Origin of the sequence: Streptomyces zaomyceticus (assembly GCF_014656215.1) — a bacterium.
Lineage (GTDB): Bacteria > Actinomycetota > Actinomycetes > Streptomycetales > Streptomycetaceae > Streptomyces > Streptomyces zaomyceticus.
This window is the reverse complement of sequence record NZ_BNBZ01000035.1, coordinates 23,301-45,705: the sequence shown is the minus strand read 5'-3', so window position 1 is coordinate 45,705 and position 22,405 is coordinate 23,301. Positions and strand designations below refer to the sequence as shown.

Below are 22,405 nucleotides of genomic sequence, written 5' to 3'. Positions count from 1 at the left end.
TCGCGGTCATGCTGGTCACGTTCGCCGTGGCCCTGGTGAAGGGGGTGCACCGGATCGTCGACGTGGCCTGGGGCCTCGCCTTCGCCGCCGTCGCCCTGGTCACCTGGGTGCTCTCCGCCGGCTACGGGGACGACACCCGGCGCCTCGCCGTCACCGTGGCGACCTGCCTCTGGGGCCTGCGGCTCGCGGTCCACATCGCCCGCAGAGGACGCGGCCACGGCGAGGACCCCCGCTACGCCCGGATGCTCGCCCGCGCCCCGGGCAGCCCGGCCCTCTACGCGCTGCGCAAGGTCTACCTGCTCCAGGGCGCCCTCGTCTGGCTCGTCTCGCTCCCCGTCCAGGCCGCGGCGTACCTCCCCGAGGGGGTGGACGTCCTCCTGGTCACCGGGCTGGCCCTGTGGGCCGTGGGCCTGTCCTTCGAGGCCGTGGGCGACCACCAGCTGGCCCGTTTCAAGGCGGATCCCGCCCATCGCGGGCGGATCATGGACCAGGGGCTCTGGAGCTGGACCCGGCACCCCAACTACTTCGGCGACTTCCTGGTCTGGTGGGGCCTCTACCTGACCGCCTGCGCGAGTTGGACGACCGCGGCCCTCACCCTCGTGTCGCCCCTGGTGATGAGCGGGCTCCTCATCTGGGGAAGCGGCAAGCGGCTGCTGGACGCCCATATGGCCGACCGCCCCGGCTGGTCGGCCTACGCGGCCCGGACGAGCGGTTTCTTCCCCCGCCCGCCGCGTCGCGCGACGAGCCGTACGGACTCCGGATGACCGCCCCGGCCCCGGGCATCCGCCGTGGTCGGGTCGGCCTCCTGAACGTCCTGAGCGCCCCCGCCGTCCCCACCGCGGCCGTACTCCTCCTGCACGGTGGGCGTTCCGAAGGCCTGGAGCCGCCGCCCCGGGTCAGCCTTCCCGCGCTGCGGATGCGCCCGTTCGCGGCCGCCCTCTCCCGGGCGCTCGCCGACCGGAGCGTGCTCGTCGCCACGGTCCGCTACCGCCACCGGGGATGGAACGGGGTGCGCGCGGACGCGGCCCGGGACGCCGAGGCCGCCCTCGCGGAGGTGGTCCGGACCGTGGGCGCCGTCCCGGTCGCTCTCGTCGGGCACTCGATGGGCGCGCGGGCCGCGCTGCGCGCGGCCGGCCACCCGCTGGTCCCGGGTGTGGTCGGCCTGGCCCCCTGGTGCCCGCCCGGGGAGCCCGTGGAGCATCTCGCCGGGAGGTGGATCCACCTGCTGCACGACGAGGCCGACCGGGTCACCTCCGCGCGGGAGACCTGGGAGTTCGTCCGACGTGCACGGGCGGCCGGCGCCCACGCGGAGGGCGTTCCGATGCGGCGCGGGGGGCACGCGATGCTCCGCGGTGCGGCCGATTGGCAGCGCCGCACCACGGAACTCGTCGTCGGACTGCTGGACGCCCCGCCGTCGGGCGGGCGGTCCGGGGAGCACGGACCGATCTGACGGGGGCGCGTCGATTCAGCGGCGCAGCGCGTCGAGGACCGGGAGGACCACGTGCTCGCGCACGGCCTCCGCGGGAGCCGCGCCGGGGCCCAGTGCCGGGGCGGTACCCACGGCCGCGCGGGCGGCGAACCCGGTGTCCAGGTGCGGCATCCGCACGTCCATGACCGTGATGCGATCCCGACGGACCTCGCGCCCCGCCACCCCGAGCCAGGTGGCGAGGGCCGTCTTCGCCGCCGCGTAGTCGGCCATGGCCAGTGCGGGGCGGTCCACGATCTCGCCCGTCACCACGGACACGACGCCACCCGGGGACATCACGGCCAGGGCGCCCCTGACGACGGCCATCGGGGCCAGGGCGTTCACGGCGAACAGGTGCTCGGCCGAGGCGTCCGGCATCTTCGCGGCGGATCCGAAGCCCGCCACGCCGACGGCCACCACCAGCGCGTCGAGGCCTCCGAGCGCAGCCTTGGCCCAGGGGGCGAGCTGCGCGCAGCCGTCCAGGTCGTACGCGTCGAAGGAGCGCCAGGGACGCTCGCCGAGCGCGGAAGCCCGCTCCTCGAGACGGTCACGGTTCCGGCCGGCCAGCGCGAGCGCGGTACCGCGCCGGGCCAGCTGTCCGGCGGCCTGCCCGCCGATCTCACCGGTCGCGCCGACCACGAGGACCCTGGCTCCGTCGACGCCCATGACCGTACTCCTTCGCTCGGGGGCCGGTGCCTCTCCTTCGGCGGTTCGACGCCTTCCGGATGCGTCACGGGTCCCGAACGCGACACGCCCTCGGCTTCGGGAACCCGGCGCACCCGGGCCCGGAGGCACGCCCGTCGTCGCGGGTTCCCCCGTCGACGGACCGAAGGCGGGGAGCATGGCGGGCATGACCACTGAGCATCCCGCCGAGCGGGGCGGCGCCGGGCGCGACCGGTTCGCCGCGTTCTCCGATCGGGCTTCCAACGTCACCGGCTCCCCGCTGTTCTACGTGCTGTGCGTTCTTCTGGTCCTCGGCACGGTCGTCCTGCACTTCATGCACCCGCCGCTGTCCTGGCTGATCTTCGCCGGGGATGTCATGACGGCCGTCAACCTCCTTCTGCTCGCCCTGCTGAAGAACACCGAACGGCGCGGCACGCACGCCGTTCAGCGAAAACTGGACGCGATCGCCGAGGCGCTGCTGGAGCAGCGCGAGGGAACGGGCCACACGGCGGCCGACAAGCTGCGGCGCGCCATCGGCATGGAGGAGGACCAGTGAGGGCCTGAGCCCGGACCGGCACCGTCGACCGCGGCGGGCGCGTACGGTTCCCGCTCCTATCCCCCGGACGTGCTCGCCGCCGCGGCCGGCTGATCGGTGTCGCCGTGCCAGGTGGGCCAGCCGAGGAGCCGGGGCCGTTCGGTCACCCAGGCGCGGGTGTCCGTGCCGATCTCGGCGTCGATCAAGGCCTCCAGCCGGCCGGAGTAGTGCAGGACGAGGTCGTCGTGGGCGGGATCGGATGCGAGGTTGCGGACTTCGTCCGGGTCTTCGCGCCGGTCGTAGAGCACGACGTCGTTGTCGGCGCGCAGAGCCTTCAGGTCCGACGGGCGGTTGGGGTTCAGCGGGGAGAAGTACCGGCCGAAGGTGTAGCGGTCGTCGGTGTAGCAACGGAGGAATCCGCGCTTGGCCCAGTCGGGGCGCAAGGTGCCGCTCTGGACACGTGCCGGCGCTTCGGGGTCGGCGAACTCGAACCAGAACGAGGCGTCCAGGGTGACGAGCGACTCGACGGCGGACAGGACTCCCTCGCGTACCGCCGAGCCGTTCAGGGCCGGCACGAGGGAGCGGCCCTTGAGGTCGGGGAACCGGACGGCGATGTCCGCGGGTGCGATGCCCGCGCATTCCAGCAGTGTGGGCGCCAGGTCGACCGCCGACGCGAGGGCGTCGGTGCGCGTGCCGCCGTCGGTGTCGGGATGGCAGAGGATGAACGGGACGTGGAAGTTCTCGTCGTAGACGAGATTGCCCTTCTGCCGCAGCCCGTGCGATCCGGCCATCTCCCCGTGGTCCGCCGTGAAGACGACGAGAGTGCGGTCCGCCTGCCCGGAGGCTTCCAGCGCGTCGAGCACCAGCTCGACGTTGCGGTCCACGTCCCGCAGAGCGTTGAGGTAGAAGTTCAGGCCGCCGTACCAGTGGGTGTCGTCGGCCACGGGCCCGAAGACGGTGTCGAGCATCCGCGCGTACTCGGCCACGGCGGGAGCGGCGCCGGACAGATCGTCGTTCAGGCTCCCGGGCAGCGAGAAGTCCCAGTGCTTCCAGTATACCGGAATGTCGGCCGCCGCCTTGGCCACCACCGCGTGAGCGAGACCGAACGGCAGCTGCACCTGAGGGGAGCCGCCGTAGTCGAAGCTCATGATGTCGTGCGGGTTGACGAAGTTGACAGCCATGAACCAGGGCTGGTCCTCAGCGACGACGGGCGCCCTGTTGCGCAGCCAGCCGACCGCCTGACCCGCGATCACGGGGTCGATCTTCAGCCCCGCCCATGCTCCCCCGTCGATGTCGCCCCAGTCGTTGAACTCGCTGAACCCGTAGGGCTCCAGCGCGTCCGTGGTCGGCCCGGGCCGCTCCGGGGTGACGTAGGCGTTCGAGAGGTGCCACTTCCCCTGATAGGTGCAGTGGTAGCCGGCCGAGCGAAGCATGGTGCCCAGTGTGCCGAGGCCCGGATCGAGCGGGCGGATGTACGGCATGTTGTCGTTGTCGTAGATCTCGGTGACGGGCAGGTGCCGGCCGGTGTAGAGCACGGACCGGGCGGAGCTGCACATCGCGGACGCCGAGTAGAACCGGTCGAAGACCGTGCCCCGCGCGGCGAGGCGTTCCCTGGCGGGCAGCGAGCGTCGGGGCGCGGGATCGCCGCCCGCTCCTCGTCCGTGACGATCAGCAGAATGTTGGGGCGACGCGCCATGGCCACCTTCGCCTTCCGTGTGCCGTGCGACGGCACCGCACAGTGCGGGTGCAGTGCACGCGGGAGGGGTGCACCTCGCCCGAAATCTAGGGGCGAGGGCACCTGGCGTCCGCGAGGACCCACGACGTGAATCCGTCCGGGTGACGGACATGCCGCCCATCAGACGCAGCCCTGCCCGAGGCACGGCGGCGGTCGGGGGACCAGGTGGTCGAGGGGCCGGGCGCCCACGGGGCCGGGGGCACGGGGGTCAGACGGCGGGCGAGGAGGCGAAGACCCGTTCCAGCAGGGTGTACAGGGAGTCCCGGTCCTGATCGCTCAGTCTGTCCAGGCCCTCCCGCGTGATGCGCATCTTCGCGCGGATGGCGTCGGTGACGCGCTCGCCCTCGGCTGTGAGGATGACGTTCTTGACGCGGCGGTCGGAGGCGTCGGCCTCACGGCGCACCAGGCCGCGCTTCTCCAGCCGGTCGATGATCCCGGTCATGTTGGAGGCGTCGCAGGTCATGGTCTCGGCCAGGCTGCGCATCGCGGCGGGTCCCCGGCGCAGCACGGTCAGGGCCTTGCCCTGGCTCGCCGTGAGGTTCTCGCTCGCCGCCGCGACGGTGAAATCGCCGTAGTAGACGCCGAGCGACACGGAGAAAAGCTCCATGAGCTGGGCGGTGTCGACGCGGGGAGCTTCTGTCATGACCGTCACTCTACCCGGAGATACTTGACTACCTCAAGCAATGACCTCTACCGTTTCCCCATTGCATGAAGTTCTCAAGCATCAACATTGTCAAGTAATCGCAGTCATTGCCATGAGGAGCGCCCCTGTGACCGTCACCGAGTCCCCCGCCTCCCGCGCGGCCGAGATCCTCTCCCGGCCCGTCACGCTGAACGGCCTGACCGTCCCGAACCGCATCGCGATGGCGCCGATGACGCGCATGTTCTCCCCCGGCGGAGTCCCGGGCGAGGACGTGCGGTCGTACTACGCGCGCCGCGCCGCGGCCGGTGTGGGCCTGATCGTCACGGAGGGCACCTACGTCGGGCACCAGTCGGCCGGACAGAGCGACCGTGTGCCGCGGTTCCACGGCGAGGAGCAGCTGGCGGGCTGGGCCAAGGTCGCCGAGGACGTGCACGCGGCGGGCGGCACCATCGTGCCGCAGCTGTGGCACATCGGCATGGTGCGCAAGCAGGGCCAGGCGCCCTACGCCGACGCCCCGGCGATGGGCCCCTCCGGCATCCGCCCCGACGGCACCGAGGGCACGGGCGAGGCGATGACCCAGAGCGACGTCGACGACGTCATCGGCGCCTTCGCCGAGGCCGCCGCGGCCGCCGAGCGCATCGGCTTCGACGGCGTCGAGCTGCACGGCGCGCACGGCTACCTCCTCGACCAGTTCCTGTGGGCGGGCACGAACCGTCGTACGGACGCCTACGGCGGCGACCCCGTGGCCCGTACGAAGTTCGCGGCCGAGATCGTGGCCGCGGTCCGTGAGACCGTCTCGCCCGGCTTCCCGGTGATCTTCCGCTTCTCCCAGTGGAAGCAGGACGCCTACGACGCGCGGCTCGCCGAGACCCCGCAGGAGCTGGAGGCGATCCTGGCCCCGCTCGCCGCGGCCGGCGTCGACGCCTTCCACGCCTCCACCCGCCGCCACTGGATCCCCGAGTTCGAGGACTCGGACCTGAACCTGGCGGGCTGGACCAAGAAGCTCACCGGCAGGCCGACCATCACCGTCGGCTCGGTCGGCCTCGACGGCGACTTCATCCACGCCTTCGCGGGCCAGGGCGCCCCGGTGCAGGGCATCGACGACCTCCTCGACCGCCTGGAGCGCGACGAGTTCGACATGGTCGCCATCGGGCGCGCACTGCTCCAGGACCCGGAGTGGGCCGCGAAGGTCCTCGCGGGGCGGACCGACGAGCTGAAGCCGTACGACGCGGCCGCGGTGCAGACGCTGAGCTAGGCCGTCGCTTCCCGCCCCTGCCCGTCGGGGCCGCGTCGTCCGGTGCCTGGGGTCTCCCCAGGCCCGCCGGGACCGAGGGGACGCACCGCGAGGCGGAGGGGCACCTGAGCACCGGATGGCCTCGGGTGCCCCGACCGAGCGGTGCAGTGCGGTGAGGTGAGGTGCGGTGCAGTGCGGGTTGCCGCGCCGTACCGGTCCGTCGTGCGCACGCCGCCGCAGCTGCCCCGTCGGGCGGGAGACCCGCCCGGCAGGGATACGGCCCCGGCGACGCGGCGGCTCTTCTCGTCGCACAACGGACCCCGCGGCGCGGCGGCCTCCGTGTCGCACAGGGGCACGTGGCAGGAGCACCCGATCGGGTCACCCGGCGGCGCATCCGGGAGCGCGGCGCGCGAGGAACACCATGCACAGCCTGCCGCCCAGCGCACTGGAGCCCTCGCACCATGTCCGATCAGCACGGTCCCACCCCGTACGACGCCCTGCTGCCGCTCTCCTTCCGCGCCCCCGGCAGCCCGGTCGTCGCCTCCGGCCTCGAGGGAGGTACGGATGAGTACTCCGCACTGGCTCTTCGGTGATCAGCTGGGGCCTTCGTTCACGGCACCGTCCGACGGCGGACCCCGCCACGACTCGCCCCTGGTGATGATCGAGTCACGTGCCGTGTTCCGCCGGCGCCGATTCCACCGGGCCAAAGCTCACCTGATCCTGTCGGCGATGCGCCACCGCGCCGCCGAACTCGGTGACCGCGTCACGTACGTCAGGGCGGAAACCTACCGGGACGGCCTCAGAGAGGGCTTGCCGAGCGGCGGCCCCGTCACCGTCCACCACCCGACGTCGCGGGCCGCGCTCTCCCTCGTGTCCTCGCTGGACGGCGTCACCGTTCTTCCTCCCCGTGGATTCCTCGTCGGCCGGGACGAGTTCGCCTCCTGGGCGCGGGCCAGGGAGGGGCGGACACTGCGGCTCGAGGCCTTCTACCGGCAGGTACGCCAGGACCACGACATCCTGATGGACGGTGACCGGCCGGCCGGGGGCACCTGGAATCTCGACCACGACAACCGTGAGCCTCCCCCGCGCGGAGCCCCGACCCTCGGGGCGCCGGCTCCGTACCGTCCGCGCGAGGACGACATCGACGCCGAGGTCCGTCACGACCTGGACCGCTGGGAACGCGACGGCGACGTGTCGTTCGTCGGCCGGGACGGGCCCCGGCTGTTCCCGGCCGACCGTCGCGAAGCGCTCGCCGCCCTCCGGCGTTTCGTCGGGCACCGCCTGTCGACCTTCGGCGCCCACGAGGACGCGGTACTGGCCGCCGACCCGAGCATGAGTCACAGTCTGCTGTCGTCCTCCCTGAACCTGGGTCTGCTGGATCCGGCCGAATGCGTCGAACGGGCCGAAGCCGCCTGGCGGGCGGGCGAGGCGCCGCTCAACTCGGTCGAGGGTTTCGTCCGGCAGATCGCGGGGTGGCGGGAGTACGTCTGGCACCTCTACTGGCACTTCGGCGAGGACTACCGCACTTCGAACGCGCTGCGGCACCACGCTCCACTGCCCTCCTGGTGGACGGACCTCGACCCCGACGCCGTGACAGCGCGTTGCCTGTCCACCGTCATCCGCCAGGTCAGGGACACCGGTTGGACGCATCACATCCCCCGGCTGATGCTGCTCGGCAGCCACGCCCTCCAGCGGGGCTGGGATCCCGCCGCCGTGACCGACTGGTTCCATCGCTGCTTCGTCGACGGCTACGACTGGGTCATGCTGCCCAACGTGGTGGGGATGTCCCAGTACGCCGACGGCGGCCGGATGACGACGAAGCCCTACACATCGGGCGGCGCCTACATCGACCGCATGAGCGACCTGTGCGGCCCCTGTCGCTACCGCCCCGACCGTCGCGTCGGGCCGGACGCCTGTCCGTTCACGGCGGGCTACTGGGCCTTCCTGCACCGCCATCGACGTCTCCTCGCGCACAACGCGCGCGTCTCCAACGCGGTGCGCGGACTCGACCGGCTTTCCGACCTGCCGGAGCTTCTGCGTCAGGAACGCGCCCGGGGCGACAGCCCTCCGTAGGTCCACGGAGTGCTGCCGTGCGAGCCGCTCGCCGGGGCCGGCCGCCCCGGCGGGTTCAGCTGAACGGTGCTCGCGTTCACTGAACCCACCGGGCGTTCCACGCGAACGGAACACCCATGGAACCGGATCATTCGGCACCTTTCACTGAACCAAAGCCGTCCCTCCTTTCCTTCGGAATCCACGGCGTTCGGAACCTTGACACGGAACCGGCCGACAGGGCCTCATGGTGGGCAATCCCGATGCGCAGACCAGCGGCTCGGTCTCCGAATTCTGACAACGTTGTCTGTCACGTTGACCGGAAACCTCGGCGCAAAGGGAGAAAACCTTCCCCCCTTTCGAAGGAGAGGCATGAACAAGCCGAGAACCAGGCGGGGCACCGCCATCGGCAGCGTCCTCGCGGGCATCGCGGGTCTGCTGCTGCCCGTCTTCGGTCCGAGCGGAGCCGCTCAAGCCGCCGACACCGGCATCCACGTCAGCAACGGCCGCGTCTACGAGGCCGACGGCAACGAATTCGTCATGCGCGGGGTCAATCACGCCCACGCCTGGTACCCCGAAAAGACCGGAGCCATCGCCGACATATCGGCCAAGGGCGCCAACACCGTCCGCGTCGTCCTCGGCAGCGGTGACCGGTGGGCCAGGACCGACACGCCCAAGGTCGCGTCGATCATCGGCGACTGCAAGGCCAGCAAGGTCATCTGCGTACTGGAAGTGCACGACACCACCGGATACGGCGAGGACGGCGCCGCCGCCTCCCTCGACAGGGCCGCCGACTACTGGATCGGCGTCAAGAGCGCCCTCCTCGGGCAGGAGGACTACGTCGTCGTCAACATCGGCAACGAGCCCTTCGGCAACAGCGGCTACACCGCCTGGACCGACGCCACCAAGAACGCCATCGGGAAGCTGCGCGGCGCCGGCATCTCGAACGCGCTCATGGTGGACGCCCCCAACTGGGGTCAGGACTGGTCGAACACCATGCGGAACAACGCCGCCTCCGTCTTCGCCTCCGACCCTCACCGCAACACCATCTTCTCCATCCACATGTACGGCGTGTACGACACGGCCGCCGAGGTGCAGAGCTACCTCGGCCACTTCGTGAACAACCGACTCCCCATCGTCGTCGGTGAGTTCGGTGACAACCACAGCGACGGCAACCCCGACGAGAACGCCATCATGGCCACCGCCCGCTCACTGCGCGTCGGCTATCTGGGCTGGTCGTGGAGCGGCAACGGCAGCGGTGTCGAGTACCTCGACATGGTCGAGGGCTTCGACGCGAACTCGCTCACGGCCTGGGGAAGCCGGTTCTTCCACGGAGCCGACGGAATCGCCGCGACCTCCACGCGGGCCTCGGTCTACGGGGGCGGGGGCGGCGGCGGTGGCGGTACCGCTCCCAACGGCTACCCGTACTGCGCCAACGGCAGCTCGTCCGACCCCGACGGAGACGGCTGGGGCTGGGAGAACCAGCGCTCCTGCGTCGTCCGCGGAAGCGGCGCCGACACGGGCGGCAACGCCGGCGGTACCGCCCCGAACGGCTACCCGTACTGCACGAACGGCAGCTCGTCCGACCCCGACGGAGACGGCTGGGGCTGGGAGAACCAGCGCTCCTGCGTCGTCCGCGGAAGCGGCGCCGACCACTGAGTGAAGGGTGCCCTCCCTCCCGGCCCTACGGGAGGGAGGGCACCCTTGGCCGACGGCCCGCCAGGGGGCTCAGGCCAACTGGGTGGCCTGCAGCCGGGCGTAGGCCGATCCTCGTTCGAGCAGTTCCTCGTGGCTTCCGGACTCCACCAGCCGACCGCGTTCCAGCACGACGATGCGGTCCGCCTGCCTGACCGTGGAGAGCCTGTGCGCGACCACGAAGACCGTCCGGCCGGCGACCAGACGCGCCAGCGCCTCCTGGACCTGCGCCTCCGCGTGGGCGTCCAGCGCCGACGTGGCTTCGTCGAGCACCAGGACCCGCGGATCACGGATGAGGGCCCGGGCGATGGCGAGCCGTTGGCGCTGACCGCCCGAGAGCCGGGCACCCCGCTCCCCCACGACGGTGTCGATTCCGTCCGGAAGCGCGTCGACGAATTCCGCGGCATTGGCGTCGCACAGCGCGCGCCGCAGTGTCTCGTCGTCGACCCATTCCATTCCGTAGGTGACGTTCTCCCGAATGCTCCCCTCGAAGAGAACGGATTCCTGGGGAACGACGGAGACGAATCTCCGAAAGCTCCTCAGGTCGAGCTCGGTCATGTCCTTTCCGTCGAAGAGAAGGCGGCCGGACGTGGGACGGTGGAATCCGAGTACGAGATTGAGCAGGGTGGATTTGCCGGCGCCGGACCCACCGACGACGGCCAGGGTCGTGCCCACCGGCACGTGGAGGTCCACGTCGCTGAGGGCGGGCTCGGCGCTGTCGCCGTGCAGGAGGCCCACGGCCTCGAACCGGAACTCGCCCCGGACCGTCTCCACGCGTTGCTTGGCGTCGTTGATCTCCAGGTCGGGGTCCTGGAGGACCTCGCCGACGGACTTGAGGGATTCCACGGCCCTGCCCACCACGGGCGCCAGCGCGAGCAGGCTGGTGACGGCGCCGGTGAGAGTGGAGAAGTAGGCGCTGAGCATCACGACCTCGCCCGCTGTCACCGACGTCCAGCCGTAGTAGGCGACGAGCGCCGCACCGGCGAGGCAGGCCGTGCCGAGGCCGTTGAAGACGACCCAGGACAGCGAACCGAAGCGGGCGTTGAGCAGGTCCAGTCGTGTCCCCTCCCGCTGCACCCGGTCGAGTTCGCGCCCGACCCGCCCCAGCGCGGTGCGCTCCAGAGCGTGGGCCCGGGTGATGGGGATGAGGGTGGTCATGTCACTGACTGAGGCGGACATGCGCTCCACCGAGCGCCGGTAGGAGGTGTTCCCCTCGCCCAGTCTCGCGCGCAGTGCGCCGATCAGCAGGACGGCGACCGGGATGAGGACGAGGAAGACCGGCAGGAAGACCGGGGTGACCACGGCGATGACGGCGAGGCCGCCGGCGAGCGTCGCGACGGCGGTGAGTCCGTTGTCCGCGGTCTGCTGGAGTCCCGTCTCCAGCGTCTCGACGTCACGGACGACTTTGGCGTGCAGGACGGACGAGCTGGTACGGCTGTGGAAGCCGATGGACAGCTGCTGCATGCGTGTGACGAGCGCCGACCGCAGATCGCGGCCCATGCGGCGGACCGCGCCGTGCGTCCAGCGGACGTAGAGCAGGTGCAGCGGCGGGTTCAGGAGGAGGACCGCGAGCATCAGCGCGCAGTTCCACCACAGTTCGGAGATCGGCCGGTGCTCGACGACGACGTCGATCACGTTCGCCGTCACCGGCGGGAGCAGCCAGACGGGGGCGTGTTTGGCGAAGAACACCGCGACCGCTCCCATGAGTCGTACGCGGTCGGGCCGGAAGAGGTAGTGGACGGTGCGGATCGGGTGTTCGCCGCGGTAGCGATGGTCGAGGGGGCTGTGGTTCATGGCTCCTGCGGGCTTGGTTCGTCGGGGCCGGCCGCGGCTCTCGCCGCGGCCGGCTTCCGGTGGCGGCATGGGGGGGCAGGGCGATGGCTCGCCGTGCGGGGGGCACCGGTTCACCGGTCGGGGATCGACCGGGATCTTCCCCGGGGCGAGGACGGCGCTGGGCTCTCGAGGAGAGATGCGCCGGGAGGCCCCGGGTAAACCCGGACGCGCGGGATTCCGGCGGTCCGCGCTTCCGAGCCGTCGCCTCACCGACCGGCGCCGAACCGCCGTCTCCGGGTGCGGCCCGGACCCATCCGTGCGACGGAGCCCGTGACGGTAGGGTCTGGATGTCAAGGGTTCAGGATGGAGCTGGGGTGGCAGTGAAGCGGCCGACGATGGCGGACATCGCACGTCGGGCGGGCGTGTCGAAGGTCGCGGTCTCCTACGCGCTCAACGATCAGCCCGGAGTGTCGGAGTCCACGCGCGCCTCGATCAAGAGCATCGCGGAGGAGCTGGGCTGGCGCCCCAACAGCGCCGCCAGGGCACTGACGGGCGGACGGGCGCAGGCCGTCGGGCTCGTGGTGCGGCGGCCGGCCCGGACCCTCGGCGTGGAACCGTTCTTCATGGAGTTCATCAGTGGTGTGGAGAGCGTCCTCGCCGAGCGTTCGTACGCGCTGATGCTGCAGATGGTCACCACCCGGGCCGACGAGATCGAGGTGTACCGACGCTGGTGGGGCGAGCGGCGGGTCGACGGCGCCTTTCTGATGGACCTCCAGGCCGACGACGTCCGGATCCCGGCGGTCAAGGACATCGGTCTGCCCACCGTGACCATCGGTCCACCGGACGTCTCCGGCGGTCTGCCGGCCGTCTGGTCGGACGACGGTGAGAGCGTGCACGAGATCGTGCGCTACCTGGCGGCGATCGGCCACCGCCGGATCGCCCGGGTCGCCGGCCCCGCGGACCTCGCCCACACCGCCGTCCGTGACACCGCGCTCCGCGACGCCTGCCGGGACGCCGGCCTCGGGGAGGCCACGGTGATCCACACCGACTACACCGGGGACGAGGGCGCACGCGCCACCCGGGCCCTGCTGATCGCGCCGGAGCGGCCGACGGCGATCGTCTTCGACAACGACATCATGGCGGTGGCCGCGCTGTCGGTCGCGCAGGAGCTGAACCTCTCCATTCCCGCCGACGTGTCGATCGTGGCGTGGGACGAATCGCCGCTGACGCAGGTCGTCCGTCCGATGCTGTCGGCCGTCACCCGCGACATCCCCGCGTACGGCGCCCGGTCCGCGAGCGCGCTGCTCGACCTGATCAGCGGCGAAGAGGTCGGTGACATCCGCGAGGGGTACGCCCGCTTCGTCCCTCGGGGCAGCACCTGCCCGCCGCCGGCCCGGCCGACGCCCCGCTGACAGCGCCGGGCGCACATCTCCGGGCCGGGCCGTCCCCTCGTACGGCCCGGTCCCGCACCGCGGCTTCCCGGCCTACTTGGTGGCTCCCTGCGAGAAGCCGTTGTAGATCCAGCGCTGGAGCAGCAGGAAGATCACCAGCGTCGGCAGGATGACCAGGATCGCTCCCGCGGAGATCGCCTCCCAGTGCGCTCCGAAGGGGCCCTTGAACCGGAAGAGCGCGGTGGAGATCGTGCCGAGGTCCTCGGAGTGCATATAGAGGAAGGGGATGTAGAAGTCGTTGTAGGTGGTGATCCCCTTGATGATGACCACCGTGGCGATCGCCGGCTTGAGCAGGGGAAAGATGATCTTCCGGTAGATCGTGAACGAGTTGGCCCCGTCGAGGCGGGCCGCTTCGTCCAGGGAGGTGGGGATGCCCCGGATGAACTGCAGGAAGATGTAGACGGAGACGATGTCCGTGCCCATGTAGAGCAGGATCGGCGCCCAGCGGGTGTCGACCAGGCCGAAGCCGCTGATGACCTGGAACGTGGCGACCTGGGTGGTGACGGCGGGCACGAGGGTGGCGATCAGGAAGAGGGCCATCACGAGCTTCTTCGCGCGGAAGTCGAAGCGGTCGATCGCGTAGGCCGTCATCGAGCCGATGATCACGGTGCCGGCGATGGAGAACAGCAGGATGAACGCGGTGTTCCCGAAGGCCGTCAGCATGTTGCCGTCGTTGAACGCGGTGACGTAGTTGTCGAAGTTCAGCCAGTCGCCCGGCAAGGAGAGCGCACCGCCGTCGCCCACCTCCTGCGAGGTCTTGAGCGACGTGAGGAGGACGACGGCCAGCGGCAGCAGGACCACCGCCGAGGCGGCGATCAGTGACAGATAGGTCAGTACGGGCCCGACGGGGACACGCCGGCGGCGCGGGTGGCGGGCAGCGGGAGCGGGGGTCATACGAGGTCCACCTTGTCGTCGGGCACGAGCCGGCGCTGGATCCAGGTGATCAGCAGGATGATCAGGAGCAGCACCACGGCCGCGGCCGAGGCCAGGCCGGTCTTGTTGAACTGGAACGCGAGCTTGATCGTCTGGATGACGAAGGTCTGGGTGCCGGTCGCGCCGCCGGTCATGATGTAGGGGATCTCGAAGACCGAGAGCGAGCCGGAGATCGCCAGGATCACGCTGAGGCTGATGACGGGCTTGATGCCGGGGGCGATGATGTGGCGGAACTGCTTCCACCTGCCCGCGCCGTCCAGTTCGGCGGCCTCGTAGAGCTCGCCGGGGATCGACTGGATGGCTCCCAGGAAGAGGACGAAGTTCAGTCCGGTGAAACGCCAGACGGACACGCCCGCCAGGGAGATGTTGGCGGAGGTCGGATCACCGAGCCAGGGATGGTCGTTGCTCACGCCGAACCAGGACAGCACCGAGTCGAGCGTGCCGCCGTCCTGGAAGAAGTACAGGAAGACGAAGCCGATCGCGACGCCGTTGATCAGGTAGGGGAAGAAGAGGATCCCCTTGAAGAAGTTCCTGAACTTGAGGTTGAAGCTCAGGATCACGGCGAAGTACAACGCGACGGCGATCTGGACCACGGAGGCGGCCAGGTAGTAGCCGCTGACGAAGAACACCCGGAACAGTTCGGGACGGGTGAAGATCTGGACGTAGTTGTCGAAGCCGACGTTCTCGCGGTCCGGGCTCACCCCGTCCCAGTCCGTGAAGCTGTACGAGATCATGCTCGCCACGGGGACGTAGGTGAACGTGATCAGCAGCGCCAGCGGGGCGGCGAGGAAGAGCCAGGGCGTGATCCGGCGGAGCGGCGAATGCCGCCAGGAGCGGGGCGGTCCCGCCCGGCGCCGGCCCGTCGGCCGGTCCCCGCCTCGCGCCCCGCCTTCCGCGTCGTTCCTGTCCCTGACGGATCGTCGCCGTGTCACGGCGACGCCTCCGGGAGCGGTGTCGGTCGTATCGGTCATGTCGGCCTTTCGTGTCCGCGACTGCGGGAGATCCGGGCGGGCCCCGGCCGGTGTCGTACGGCCGGGGCCCGCTCCGCCGGTCGGTCAGGAACCGGCGGTCTTCGCCGCCTCGTCCCACCTCTTGTTCAGGTCGGCGAAGAAGTCCTCGACGCTGCCCTTCGCCGCGCCCCGCGCGGTGTCGATCAGCTTCTGGCGGTAGTCGGGCTTGTTGAGGCCGATCTCCGCCGCGTCGTCGATGTCATTGACCGCGGCAGTCCTGGCCTCGGAGCGGTCGAAGAAGGTGACATCGTTGTCAACGAAGTCCTTGAGCGTCGCGGGCATGGGAGCGGACTTGACCGCGGACACGACACCCTCCTTCTCCGAGAACCCGGACTTCTCGGTGAACCAGTCGACCCAGGCGCGGGCCGCGGGCTTGTTCTCGGAGTGGACGCTGACGGCCTGCTGGTAGTCGGAGACCACGGCCGCGCAGAACTTCCCGCCCTTCTGGACCGGGAAGGGCATGAAACCGATGTCGTCCGCCCTCAGGCCCGCGTCGACCGCCGCGCCCCGCATCTGCGTGATCGACCAGGAGCCCAGCATCATCGTGGCGATCCGGCCCTCGGCGAGAAGCGCCTTGGAGGTCTCCCAATTGGTGGTGGTGGGGTCCTTCTCCGAGAGCCCCTGCTTCGCGATGTCGTACAGCAGGCCGTCGATCGCACGGAGCTCACCGCCCTCCTTCCACGGCGAGACCGGACCGGCCAGCTTGTTGCCCGCGTTCGCGTCACAGCCGACCGAGCCGTTGTTGGCGGTCCACTGGACGAGCGGCCAGCCGTCCTTGAAGTTCGTGTAGTACGGAGTGGCCCCCGTCTTGTCCTTGATCGCCTTCAGGCCGGCGAGGAACTCCTGCGGAGTCGTCGGCCAGGCGGTGATCCCGGCCTTCTTCCACAACGCCTTGTTGTAGACGAAGCCGTTGGCCGTACCGAACTGGGCGATGCCGTAGACCTTGCCGTCGACCTCGGCCTTGTCGCTGAAGCGGTACTTCGACGACAGCTCCGCCGTCGTCCCCAGCGGGGCGAAGAACTTCGGGTAGTCGTTCTTGGCGACCGCGCCCGGGATGAGGAGCACGTCACCGTACGCCTTGGCGTTCATCCGGATCTTCACCTCGCCCTCGTAGTCGGTGATGCCGTCGAACGACACCTTGACCTTGGGGTAGATCTTGTTGAACTCGGCGGCGTACGCCTTCATGACCCCCTTCTGGACGAGGTCGGTCCGCTGCGTCAGGACCTTGATCTCTCCCGAGACCCCCTTCGGGTCGGCGGGAGGGGCGGCCACCTCTCCGGTCGCACCGCCGCCTCCGCCGCCGCACGCCGACAGGACCAGTGTCGCGGTGGCCAGAAGCGCTCCCGAGAGCACTGTCGTCTTCTTGTTCCCCATGGCCCAACTCCTTCAAAGTCACGGCTCAGGCAATCGGTGGGATGTCGGCACTATGTCAGCCGTTTGTGAACCGGTAAAGTACCGATTTCCAGCGTGATGCCTAATCGTTACCGGCAGCGATGCCCCATAGGGCTGGACCCGTGAAGCTCGCTCACGGTCGAGCGACCGCACAGCGCGATGCAGACACTTGACCGGTTCATGGACAGTCGCCCCACCGTACGGCTAGCTTGTCGGCCCGTATACGCATCCCACCCACGACCAGGCGATCGGAGCCGCACACCATGAAGGACGTCACTCAGCTGCACGAGGGGTGGAACCTGCGTTACGAGGACGCGCTGCTCCCCGCCCAGGTACCCGGCTGCGTCCACAGCGACCTGCTCGCCGCCGGGGTGATACCCGACCCGTTCCTCGGGCTCGACGAGACCGAGGTCGCATGGGTCGGCCGACGGTCGTGGTCGTACGTCACGACACTGGGCCACGACAGCGGACACGAGCGGTCCGAGCTCGTGTTCGACGGTCTCGACACCGCCGCCGAGATCCTTCTGGACGGGGCCTCCCTCGGCACGACACGCAACATGCACCGCGTCCACCGCTTCGACGTCACCGGGCGGACCGGCTCCCTGGAGGTGCGCTTCGCCTCCGCGTACGACGAGGCCGACCGGGTCCGCGCCCTCACCGGCGAGCGGCCCAACGTCTACCCCGAGCCCTTCCAGTACATCCGCAAGATGGCCTGTTCCTTCGGCTGGGACTGGGGTCCCACCGTGGTCACCGCCGGCATGTGGCGACCGGTACGGCTGGAGCACTGGTCGACCGCGCGGCTGGCCGAGGTCCGCCCCCTGGTCACGGTCGACGGCACGACCGGACGGGTCGAACTCCACGTCCGCGCGGCGCGCACCGCTTCCGGGGCCGGCCGCCGGCTGACCCTGCGCGCCACCGTGGCGGGCGCCGTCGCCGAGACGTCCCTCGAGGGCGAGGAGGCGGCGCTGCGCATCGAGGTCGCCGAACCGGAACTGTGGTGGCCGCGAGGGTACGGCGCGCAGCCGCTGTACGGGCTCGACGTGGAACTCCTGGACGAGAGCGGCGAACCGCTCGACTCCTGGACCCGTCGCATCGGCTTCCGCTCCGTCACGGTCGACCGGTCCGCCGACGAGCACGGCACGGGCTTCACCTTCGTCGTCAACGGCGTACGGATCTTCGCCCGCGGCGTCAACTGGATCCCGGACGACGTGCTGCCCTCCCGGGTCACCCCCGAGCGCTACCGGGCCCGGCTCACCCAGGCCGCCGAGGCCAACGTCGACCTGGTCCGCATCTGGGGCGGCGGCATCTACGAGGACGACGCGTTCTACGACGTCTGCGACGAACTCGGCCTCATGGTCTGGCAGGACTTCCTCTTCGCCTGCGCGGCCTACCCGGAGGAACAGCCCCTCCGTGGAGAAGTGGAGGCAGAGGCGCGTGACAACGTTGTCCGACTCATGCCCCACGCCAGCCTCGTCCTGTGGAACGGCAACAACGAGAACCTCTGGGGCTTCCGCGACTGGGACTGGGAGACGCCGCTCGCCGGCGACTCCTGGGGCGAGGGCTACTACCTCGGTGTCCTGCCCAGGATCGTCGCCGAGTCGGACCCCACCCGCCCCTACACGGCGGGCAGCCCCTGGTCCGGGTCCTGGGACCACCACCCCAACGATCCCCGCCACGGCACCCACCACTCGTGGGAGGTGTGGAACCGTCAGGACTACGCCGAATACCGGGCGGACGTGCCCCGGTTCTGCGCGGAGTTCGGCTGGCAGGCTCCCCCGGCATTCGCGACGCTGCGCCGCGCACTCCCCGGCGAGGAACTCGCCCCCGACTCCCCCGGCATGCTGCACCACCAGAAGGCCGAGGACGGCAACGGAAAGCTGAACCGGGGCATCGAGCGCCACTTCGGCCTTCCCAAGGGCGACTTCGACCGCTGGCACTACCTCGCCCAGGTCGTCCAGGCCCGGGCGGTCTCCGCCGGCATCGAGCACTGGCGCTCCCACTGGCCGGTCTGCGCGGGCACGGTCGTCTGGCAGCTCAATGACTGCTGGCCGGTGAGCTCCTGGGCCGCGATCGACGGCGACGGACGCCTCAAGCCGCTCCACCACGAGCTCCGCCGGGTCTACGCCGACCGCCTCCTCAGCCTCGTCCCCACCGAGGACGGCCCGGTGCTCGCCCTCGACAACCAGTCCGGCGCCACCTGGCGCACCTCCGTCACGCTGCGCCGGGCCGACGCGGACGGCACGGTGCTCAAGGAGGCCACGTTCGAACTGGAGGCGGCGGCCCGGACGGTCGTACGGCTGGTCGTGCCGGCCTCGCTGCTGCCCGGGACCGGTTCGTCGAAGGAGCTGCTCGTCGCCGACGCGGACGGCCTGCGAGCCGTTCATGTCCCGGTGTACGACAAGGAGTTCGCGTACCCGGTACCCGCGTACGACGTGCGGGTCGAACCGCACGGCGACGGTGGCACGGTGGACGTGGTCGTCACGGCCCGGACGATGGTGCGGGACCTCCTCCTCCAGGCCGACCGGCTGGCCCCCGCGGCCGCCGCCGACCGCGGTCTGACCACCCTGTTGCCGGGCGAGGAGGTCCGTATCGCCGTCACCGGCTGGTCCGGCGACGATGTGACGGCCGTCCGCCGCGCCCTGTTCAGTGTGGGAGCGGTGTGAGTTCCACAGCTCCTCGTGTCCCCGGTCCGCGCGTGACGATCAACGACGTCGCCGCGCGGGCCGGGGTCTCCAAAGGCGCCGTCTCGATCGCCTTCAACAACAGGCCGGGGGTGTCCCCGACCACCCGGGAACGCATCTTCGAAGCCGCGATAGAGCTCGGCTGGAGCCCGAACCAGGCCGCGCGAAACCTCTCCGGGCGGCGGACGGGCATCGTGGGCCTGGCGATCTGCCGCCCCGCCCGGCTCCTCGGACTCGAGCCCTTCTACATGGAGTTCATCTCCGGGATCGAGGACGTCCTCGCCGAACGGTCCTGCTCGCTCCTGCTCCGGCTGGTCCGGGATCTGGAGGAGGAGACCGTGCTGCTCGAGGGCTGGTGGCGCAGCCGGACCATCGGCGGGGCGATCCTGGTGGACTTCCACCGGGACGACCCCCGGGTCCCGCCCCTGCGTGCGCTGGGCATCCCGGCCGTCGCGGTCGGGCACCCGTCGCTGACCGGCGGGTTCCCCTCGGTCTGGACGGACGACGCCTCGGCCGCAGCCGAAGCGGTGCGGTACCTGGCCGCGCTCGGACACCGGAGAATCGCGCGGGTCGGCGGCCCCTCCGGCCTCGGGCACAGCGGCATCCGGGCGGCGGCCTTCGAGGCGACCATGGCGGAACTGGGCCTGGACGGGGGCCGCCAGGTGCCGACGGGGTTCGTGGGAGAGGAGGGCGCACGGGCGACCCGCAGCCTCCTGATGTCCCCGGACCGCCCGACGGCGATCGTGTACGACAACGACATCATGGCCGTCGCCGGGGCGGCGGTCGCCGCCGAGATGGGACTCGGGGTGCCCGACGACGTTTCGCTGCTCGCCTGGGACGACTCCCAGCTGTGCCGGCTCACCCATCCGCCGATGTCGGCGATGAGCCATGACGTGCACCGGTTCGGGGAGGCGGTCGCCCGGACGTTGTTCGGCGTGATCGAGGGCACGCACGAGGGGGACTTCCAGGTCCCCACACCGTCCCTGACACCCCGGGGATCGACGGGGCCTCCCCGGCGCGCGTAGAGGTTTCGGCGTCATCGGCGGAGCCGCCGGCATCGGCGGAATCCACTCGGTATCGAGACGGGCGATGAGGGGCCCTGCCTCGCGACGGAGGGAGGGCCCCTCATCGCCGTCGAACGGGCGAAGGGAAAGGAGGAGCGGGCTCCGGGGCCCGGGACCTGCCCGCGGAACCCGATCCTCACGCGCGCGTTGCGAAGGGTGCGGCCGGGGTCAGCCCTTGGGGCAGGGGACGCCGTCGAGGGTGAGGAAGGCTGGCACGGTGCCGGCCCCAGAAAGCCAAGCCGCGGAGGAACGTCTGATCATGCGAGGCGGACTTGCGCGGCTGGTATGCGGTCGGGCAGGTAGGCGAATCCGTTACCGTTGTCGAGGAGCAGTCCTTCATCGACGCCGTCCACGGACCAGAGATCAACCGGACCACCGGTGTTGTTGATCTGAAGGAAGAATCCTGCTTCCTCCTCGCTTCGACAGACGAAGATCCCCTCCACCTCAGGGCGGCGGCTGCCGGCGATTCCCGGTGCGGCGCCCATGCGGGTCCAATCCAGGCCATGCCGTGCGATCGACTGCCGATTGAGCATGGACGAAACGTGGAAGAGGTTCGGCGTATTGGACACGCCAGGAGTATAGGAGGCAGTGCGGCGTCCTCCTCAGGTTGAAGCGCTCAGCTCCAGGGTGAGGGCGGCCTTGACGAGGTCGGTGATGCGGATGGTGCTCCAGCGGAGCTTCCGCGGCAGGCGCCAGGACTTGAGGGTGGCCGTGGACTTGAGGGTGGTCATGGCCTGTTCGCCGGGTGCGCGGATCTTGACGTGGGCGCGGTTGACGGCCCTCTTCCAGGCGGAGAGCTTGTTCAAGCGGTCGCGGAAGGGGACGCGGGCGGAGGGGCCGGAGCGTTGGTACGCCTTGTCGACCCAGCACCGGATGCTGTCGGCGCTGCGGACGTCGAGCAGGCCGTGGGTACGAACTGCCTGGATGTCGTGGACCGCGCCCGCCAGGGCCGGCGAAGCCCAGATGAGCTTCCCGAACGGGTCGGTGAGAACTTGGACGTTCATGCCGCGCTGGCGGTGCTTGCGGGGCTTGCGGGAGAGGGGCGAGGACGGCCAGGACGCCCACGGCTCGGTGACGTAGCGGTGAGCGGTGGCCAGGCCGACGCCGAACCCGGCCGCGAGTTGGGCGAAGGGGTCACGCCACTGAATGCCGGTCCGCACCCGGTGCGGAATTCCGTGGATCAGCTGGACGGCGACAATCCTGCCGACCTCACCACCGGGGGCCTCTTGGTCATCGGTCGGAACGGCTGACGGCACTCGGTGCGCGGCCTGCGAGCCAGACGGCGATCCGCTTCTGCAGTTCCGTGTCGGCGCGTGGATAGTCCCCCTGTGCGTACCACTTCAGGTACTGCAGGAATTTCTCGGAGCGGGCCGGGTGGTCCACCGCACTCACGTCGACACCGATCTCGCCCGTCGAGCAGCTGATGTACACACTGCTGTCGAGCGCCATCATGCCGAAGCCCGGGTGGCCCGCACGTATGCCGAGGAACGCCGATGCCGCACCCCGGCCCATGATGTCCCAGCGGTCCAGGAGCCGGACCCGGGTCCAGACCGCCGGCGCGGCACGGCGGCCATCGTGCTGGTTCTGCTTGTGCAGGACGGCTTGGTGCGTGTGGGTACCGTGGGGAAGCAGGACGAGGAACTCGCGCCGGTGGTCGAGAAGGCCGGAGGAGACCGCCAGTTCGTACCAGTCCTCGTTGAGACGCTCGACGAGCCGTGGGGTTTTGTAGCGGTGGGAGAAGCCGCCGACGATGTCCTCGGGGCGATATCCGAAGACGAACGGCATCGTGCCGTCAGGCACGTCGTCCGGGATCACCTCGAGGCCGGCCCGCCGCAGCGGCCGGTACATCTTGCGCTCGCGCTCCTGGATACCCACCGGTCGCCGTTCTACCAGGGCCGGCGCGCCAGGAATCCTCCGGCCCGGCGCTTCCTCGTTCCGACCTCCCGGATCAGACCGGTTCAGGATCAGAACGGTTCAGGATCAGCCGCATGATCGGCCGGACAGGCCCTGGGCGAGGACGGCGGGTGCGTTGTCGCGCAGGCCGTCGCCGGGCCCCAGTGCCCGGGCATTGCTGCGGCTCGA

At 70.4% G+C, this 22,405-nt stretch carries 20 protein-coding genes; 10 read left to right on the top strand and 10 right to left on the bottom strand.

Annotated features, from left to right (window positions below; genetic code table 11):
* The first annotated feature begins 8 nt into the window (after nt 1-8).
* Nucleotides 9-764, top strand: coding sequence for a DUF1295 domain-containing protein (locus IE311_RS31205; RefSeq protein WP_189835238.1), 756 nt, complete (start codon nt 9-11; stop codon nt 762-764).
* The gene (locus tag IE311_RS31200) at nt 761-1,450 is read left to right on the top strand and encodes an alpha/beta fold hydrolase (RefSeq protein WP_189835210.1); all 690 of its coding nucleotides are present in this window, start codon (nt 761-763) and stop codon (nt 1,448-1,450) included. The genes IE311_RS31205 and IE311_RS31200 overlap by 4 nt, the downstream gene beginning before the upstream one ends.
* Nucleotides 1,451-1,465: 15 nt before the next feature.
* On the opposite strand, the gene IE311_RS31195 is transcribed toward IE311_RS31200, so the two are convergent.
* A complete protein-coding gene (locus tag IE311_RS31195) occupies nt 1,466-2,131 on the bottom strand; it encodes an SDR family NAD(P)-dependent oxidoreductase (protein WP_189835209.1) in 666 nt (221 codons plus the stop codon).
* Nucleotides 2,132-2,315: 184 nt separating this feature from the next.
* On the opposite strand from IE311_RS31195, the gene IE311_RS31190 reads away from it, so the two are divergent.
* Nucleotides 2,316-2,684 (top strand): hypothetical protein, encoded by a 369-nt coding sequence (locus IE311_RS31190; RefSeq protein ID WP_189835208.1) that lies wholly within the window; start codon nt 2,316-2,318, stop codon nt 2,682-2,684.
* Between the two features lie 56 nt (nt 2,685-2,740).
* On the opposite strand, the gene IE311_RS31185 is transcribed toward IE311_RS31190, so the two are convergent.
* Together IE311_RS31185 and IE311_RS31180 are read right to left on the bottom strand one after the other, a co-directional pair.
* On the bottom strand, nt 2,741-4,510 hold the full coding sequence (locus tag IE311_RS31185; protein WP_189835207.1) for a sulfatase-like hydrolase/transferase: 1,770 nt from the start codon (nt 4,508-4,510) through the stop codon (nt 2,741-2,743).
* A 96-nt stretch (nt 4,511-4,606) separates the two neighbouring features.
* Nucleotides 4,607-5,041, bottom strand: a complete 435-nt coding sequence (locus IE311_RS31180) for a MarR family winged helix-turn-helix transcriptional regulator (protein ID WP_229902278.1) — start codon at nt 5,039-5,041, stop codon at nt 4,607-4,609.
* A 127-nt stretch (nt 5,042-5,168) separates the two neighbouring features.
* Here IE311_RS31180 and IE311_RS31175 point away from each other — a divergent pair, with 127 nt between their 5' ends.
* From IE311_RS31175 to IE311_RS31165, 4 genes are all read left to right on the top strand, one after another.
* Nucleotides 5,169-6,296, top strand: a complete 1,128-nt coding sequence (locus IE311_RS31175) for an NADH:flavin oxidoreductase (protein WP_189835206.1) — start codon at nt 5,169-5,171, stop codon at nt 6,294-6,296.
* 440 nt (nt 6,297-6,736) lie between these two features.
* Entirely contained in the window at nt 6,737-6,868 is a 132-nt protein-coding gene (locus IE311_RS37140; RefSeq protein WP_268257216.1) for a hypothetical protein, read from the top strand.
* Nucleotides 6,840-8,348 (top strand): cryptochrome/photolyase family protein, encoded by a 1,509-nt coding sequence (locus IE311_RS31170; RefSeq protein ID WP_189835205.1) that lies wholly within the window; start codon nt 6,840-6,842, stop codon nt 8,346-8,348. Before IE311_RS37140 ends, IE311_RS31170 begins: the two co-directional genes overlap by 29 nt.
* A 348-nt stretch (nt 8,349-8,696) precedes the next feature.
* Nucleotides 8,697-9,983: a cellulase family glycosylhydrolase gene (locus IE311_RS31165; protein WP_189835204.1), complete on the top strand. Its 1,287-nt coding sequence runs from the start codon at nt 8,697-8,699 to the stop codon at nt 9,981-9,983.
* Between the two features lie 69 nt (nt 9,984-10,052).
* Here IE311_RS31165 and IE311_RS31160 read toward each other — a convergent pair whose 3' ends face one another.
* Nucleotides 10,053-11,813: an ABC transporter ATP-binding protein gene (locus tag IE311_RS31160; protein ID WP_189835203.1), complete on the bottom strand. Its 1,761-nt coding sequence runs from the start codon at nt 11,811-11,813 to the stop codon at nt 10,053-10,055.
* A gap of 359 nt (nt 11,814-12,172) precedes the next feature.
* On the opposite strand from IE311_RS31160, the gene IE311_RS31155 reads away from it, so the two are divergent.
* The gene (locus IE311_RS31155; RefSeq protein WP_189835236.1) at nt 12,173-13,204 is read left to right on the top strand and encodes a LacI family DNA-binding transcriptional regulator; all 1,032 of its coding nucleotides are present in this window, start codon (nt 12,173-12,175) and stop codon (nt 13,202-13,204) included.
* Between the two features lie 72 nt (nt 13,205-13,276).
* Here the strand turns inward: IE311_RS31155 and IE311_RS31150 are convergent, their stop codons facing one another.
* The 3 genes from IE311_RS31150 to IE311_RS31140 all read right to left on the bottom strand — a co-directional run bounded on the left by IE311_RS31150 (nt 13,277) and on the right by IE311_RS31140 (nt 16,560).
* Entirely contained in the window at nt 13,277-14,137 is an 861-nt protein-coding gene (locus IE311_RS31150) for a carbohydrate ABC transporter permease (protein ID WP_189835202.1), read from the bottom strand.
* Nucleotides 14,134-15,147: a carbohydrate ABC transporter permease gene (locus IE311_RS31145; protein WP_229902277.1), complete on the bottom strand. Its 1,014-nt coding sequence runs from the start codon at nt 15,145-15,147 to the stop codon at nt 14,134-14,136. Before IE311_RS31145 ends, IE311_RS31150 begins: the two co-directional genes overlap by 4 nt.
* Before the next feature lie 84 nt (nt 15,148-15,231).
* Complete coding sequence (locus IE311_RS31140) at nt 15,232-16,560, bottom strand: ABC transporter substrate-binding protein (RefSeq protein ID WP_189835201.1); 1,329 nt, start codon at nt 16,558-16,560, stop codon at nt 15,232-15,234.
* Nucleotides 16,561-16,841: 281 nt separating this feature from the next.
* On the opposite strand from IE311_RS31140, the gene IE311_RS31135 reads away from it, so the two are divergent.
* Together IE311_RS31135 and IE311_RS31130 are read left to right on the top strand one after the other, a co-directional pair.
* Entirely contained in the window at nt 16,842-19,241 is a 2,400-nt protein-coding gene (locus IE311_RS31135) for a glycoside hydrolase family 2 protein (RefSeq protein WP_189835200.1), read from the top strand.
* A complete protein-coding gene (locus IE311_RS31130; RefSeq protein ID WP_189835199.1) occupies nt 19,238-20,284 on the top strand; it encodes a LacI family DNA-binding transcriptional regulator in 1,047 nt (348 codons plus the stop codon). The genes IE311_RS31135 and IE311_RS31130 overlap by 4 nt, the downstream gene beginning before the upstream one ends.
* A gap of 296 nt (nt 20,285-20,580) precedes the next feature.
* Here IE311_RS31130 and IE311_RS31125 read toward each other — a convergent pair whose 3' ends face one another.
* The 3 genes from IE311_RS31125 to IE311_RS31115 form a co-directional block, all read right to left on the bottom strand.
* Nucleotides 20,581-20,892 carry a hypothetical protein gene (locus IE311_RS31125; protein WP_229902276.1) on the bottom strand — a complete coding sequence of 104 codons (312 nt, stop codon included), beginning with the start codon at nt 20,890-20,892 and terminating at the stop codon, nt 20,581-20,583.
* Nucleotides 20,893-20,925: 33 nt separating this feature from the next.
* A complete protein-coding gene (locus tag IE311_RS31120) occupies nt 20,926-21,483 on the bottom strand; it encodes a transposase family protein (RefSeq protein ID WP_189835198.1) in 558 nt (185 codons plus the stop codon).
* A 70-nt stretch (nt 21,484-21,553) separates the two neighbouring features.
* Nucleotides 21,554-22,198, bottom strand: coding sequence for a hypothetical protein (locus IE311_RS31115; protein WP_229902275.1), 645 nt, complete (start codon nt 22,196-22,198; stop codon nt 21,554-21,556).
* Nucleotides 22,199-22,405: the final 207 nt, after the last annotated feature.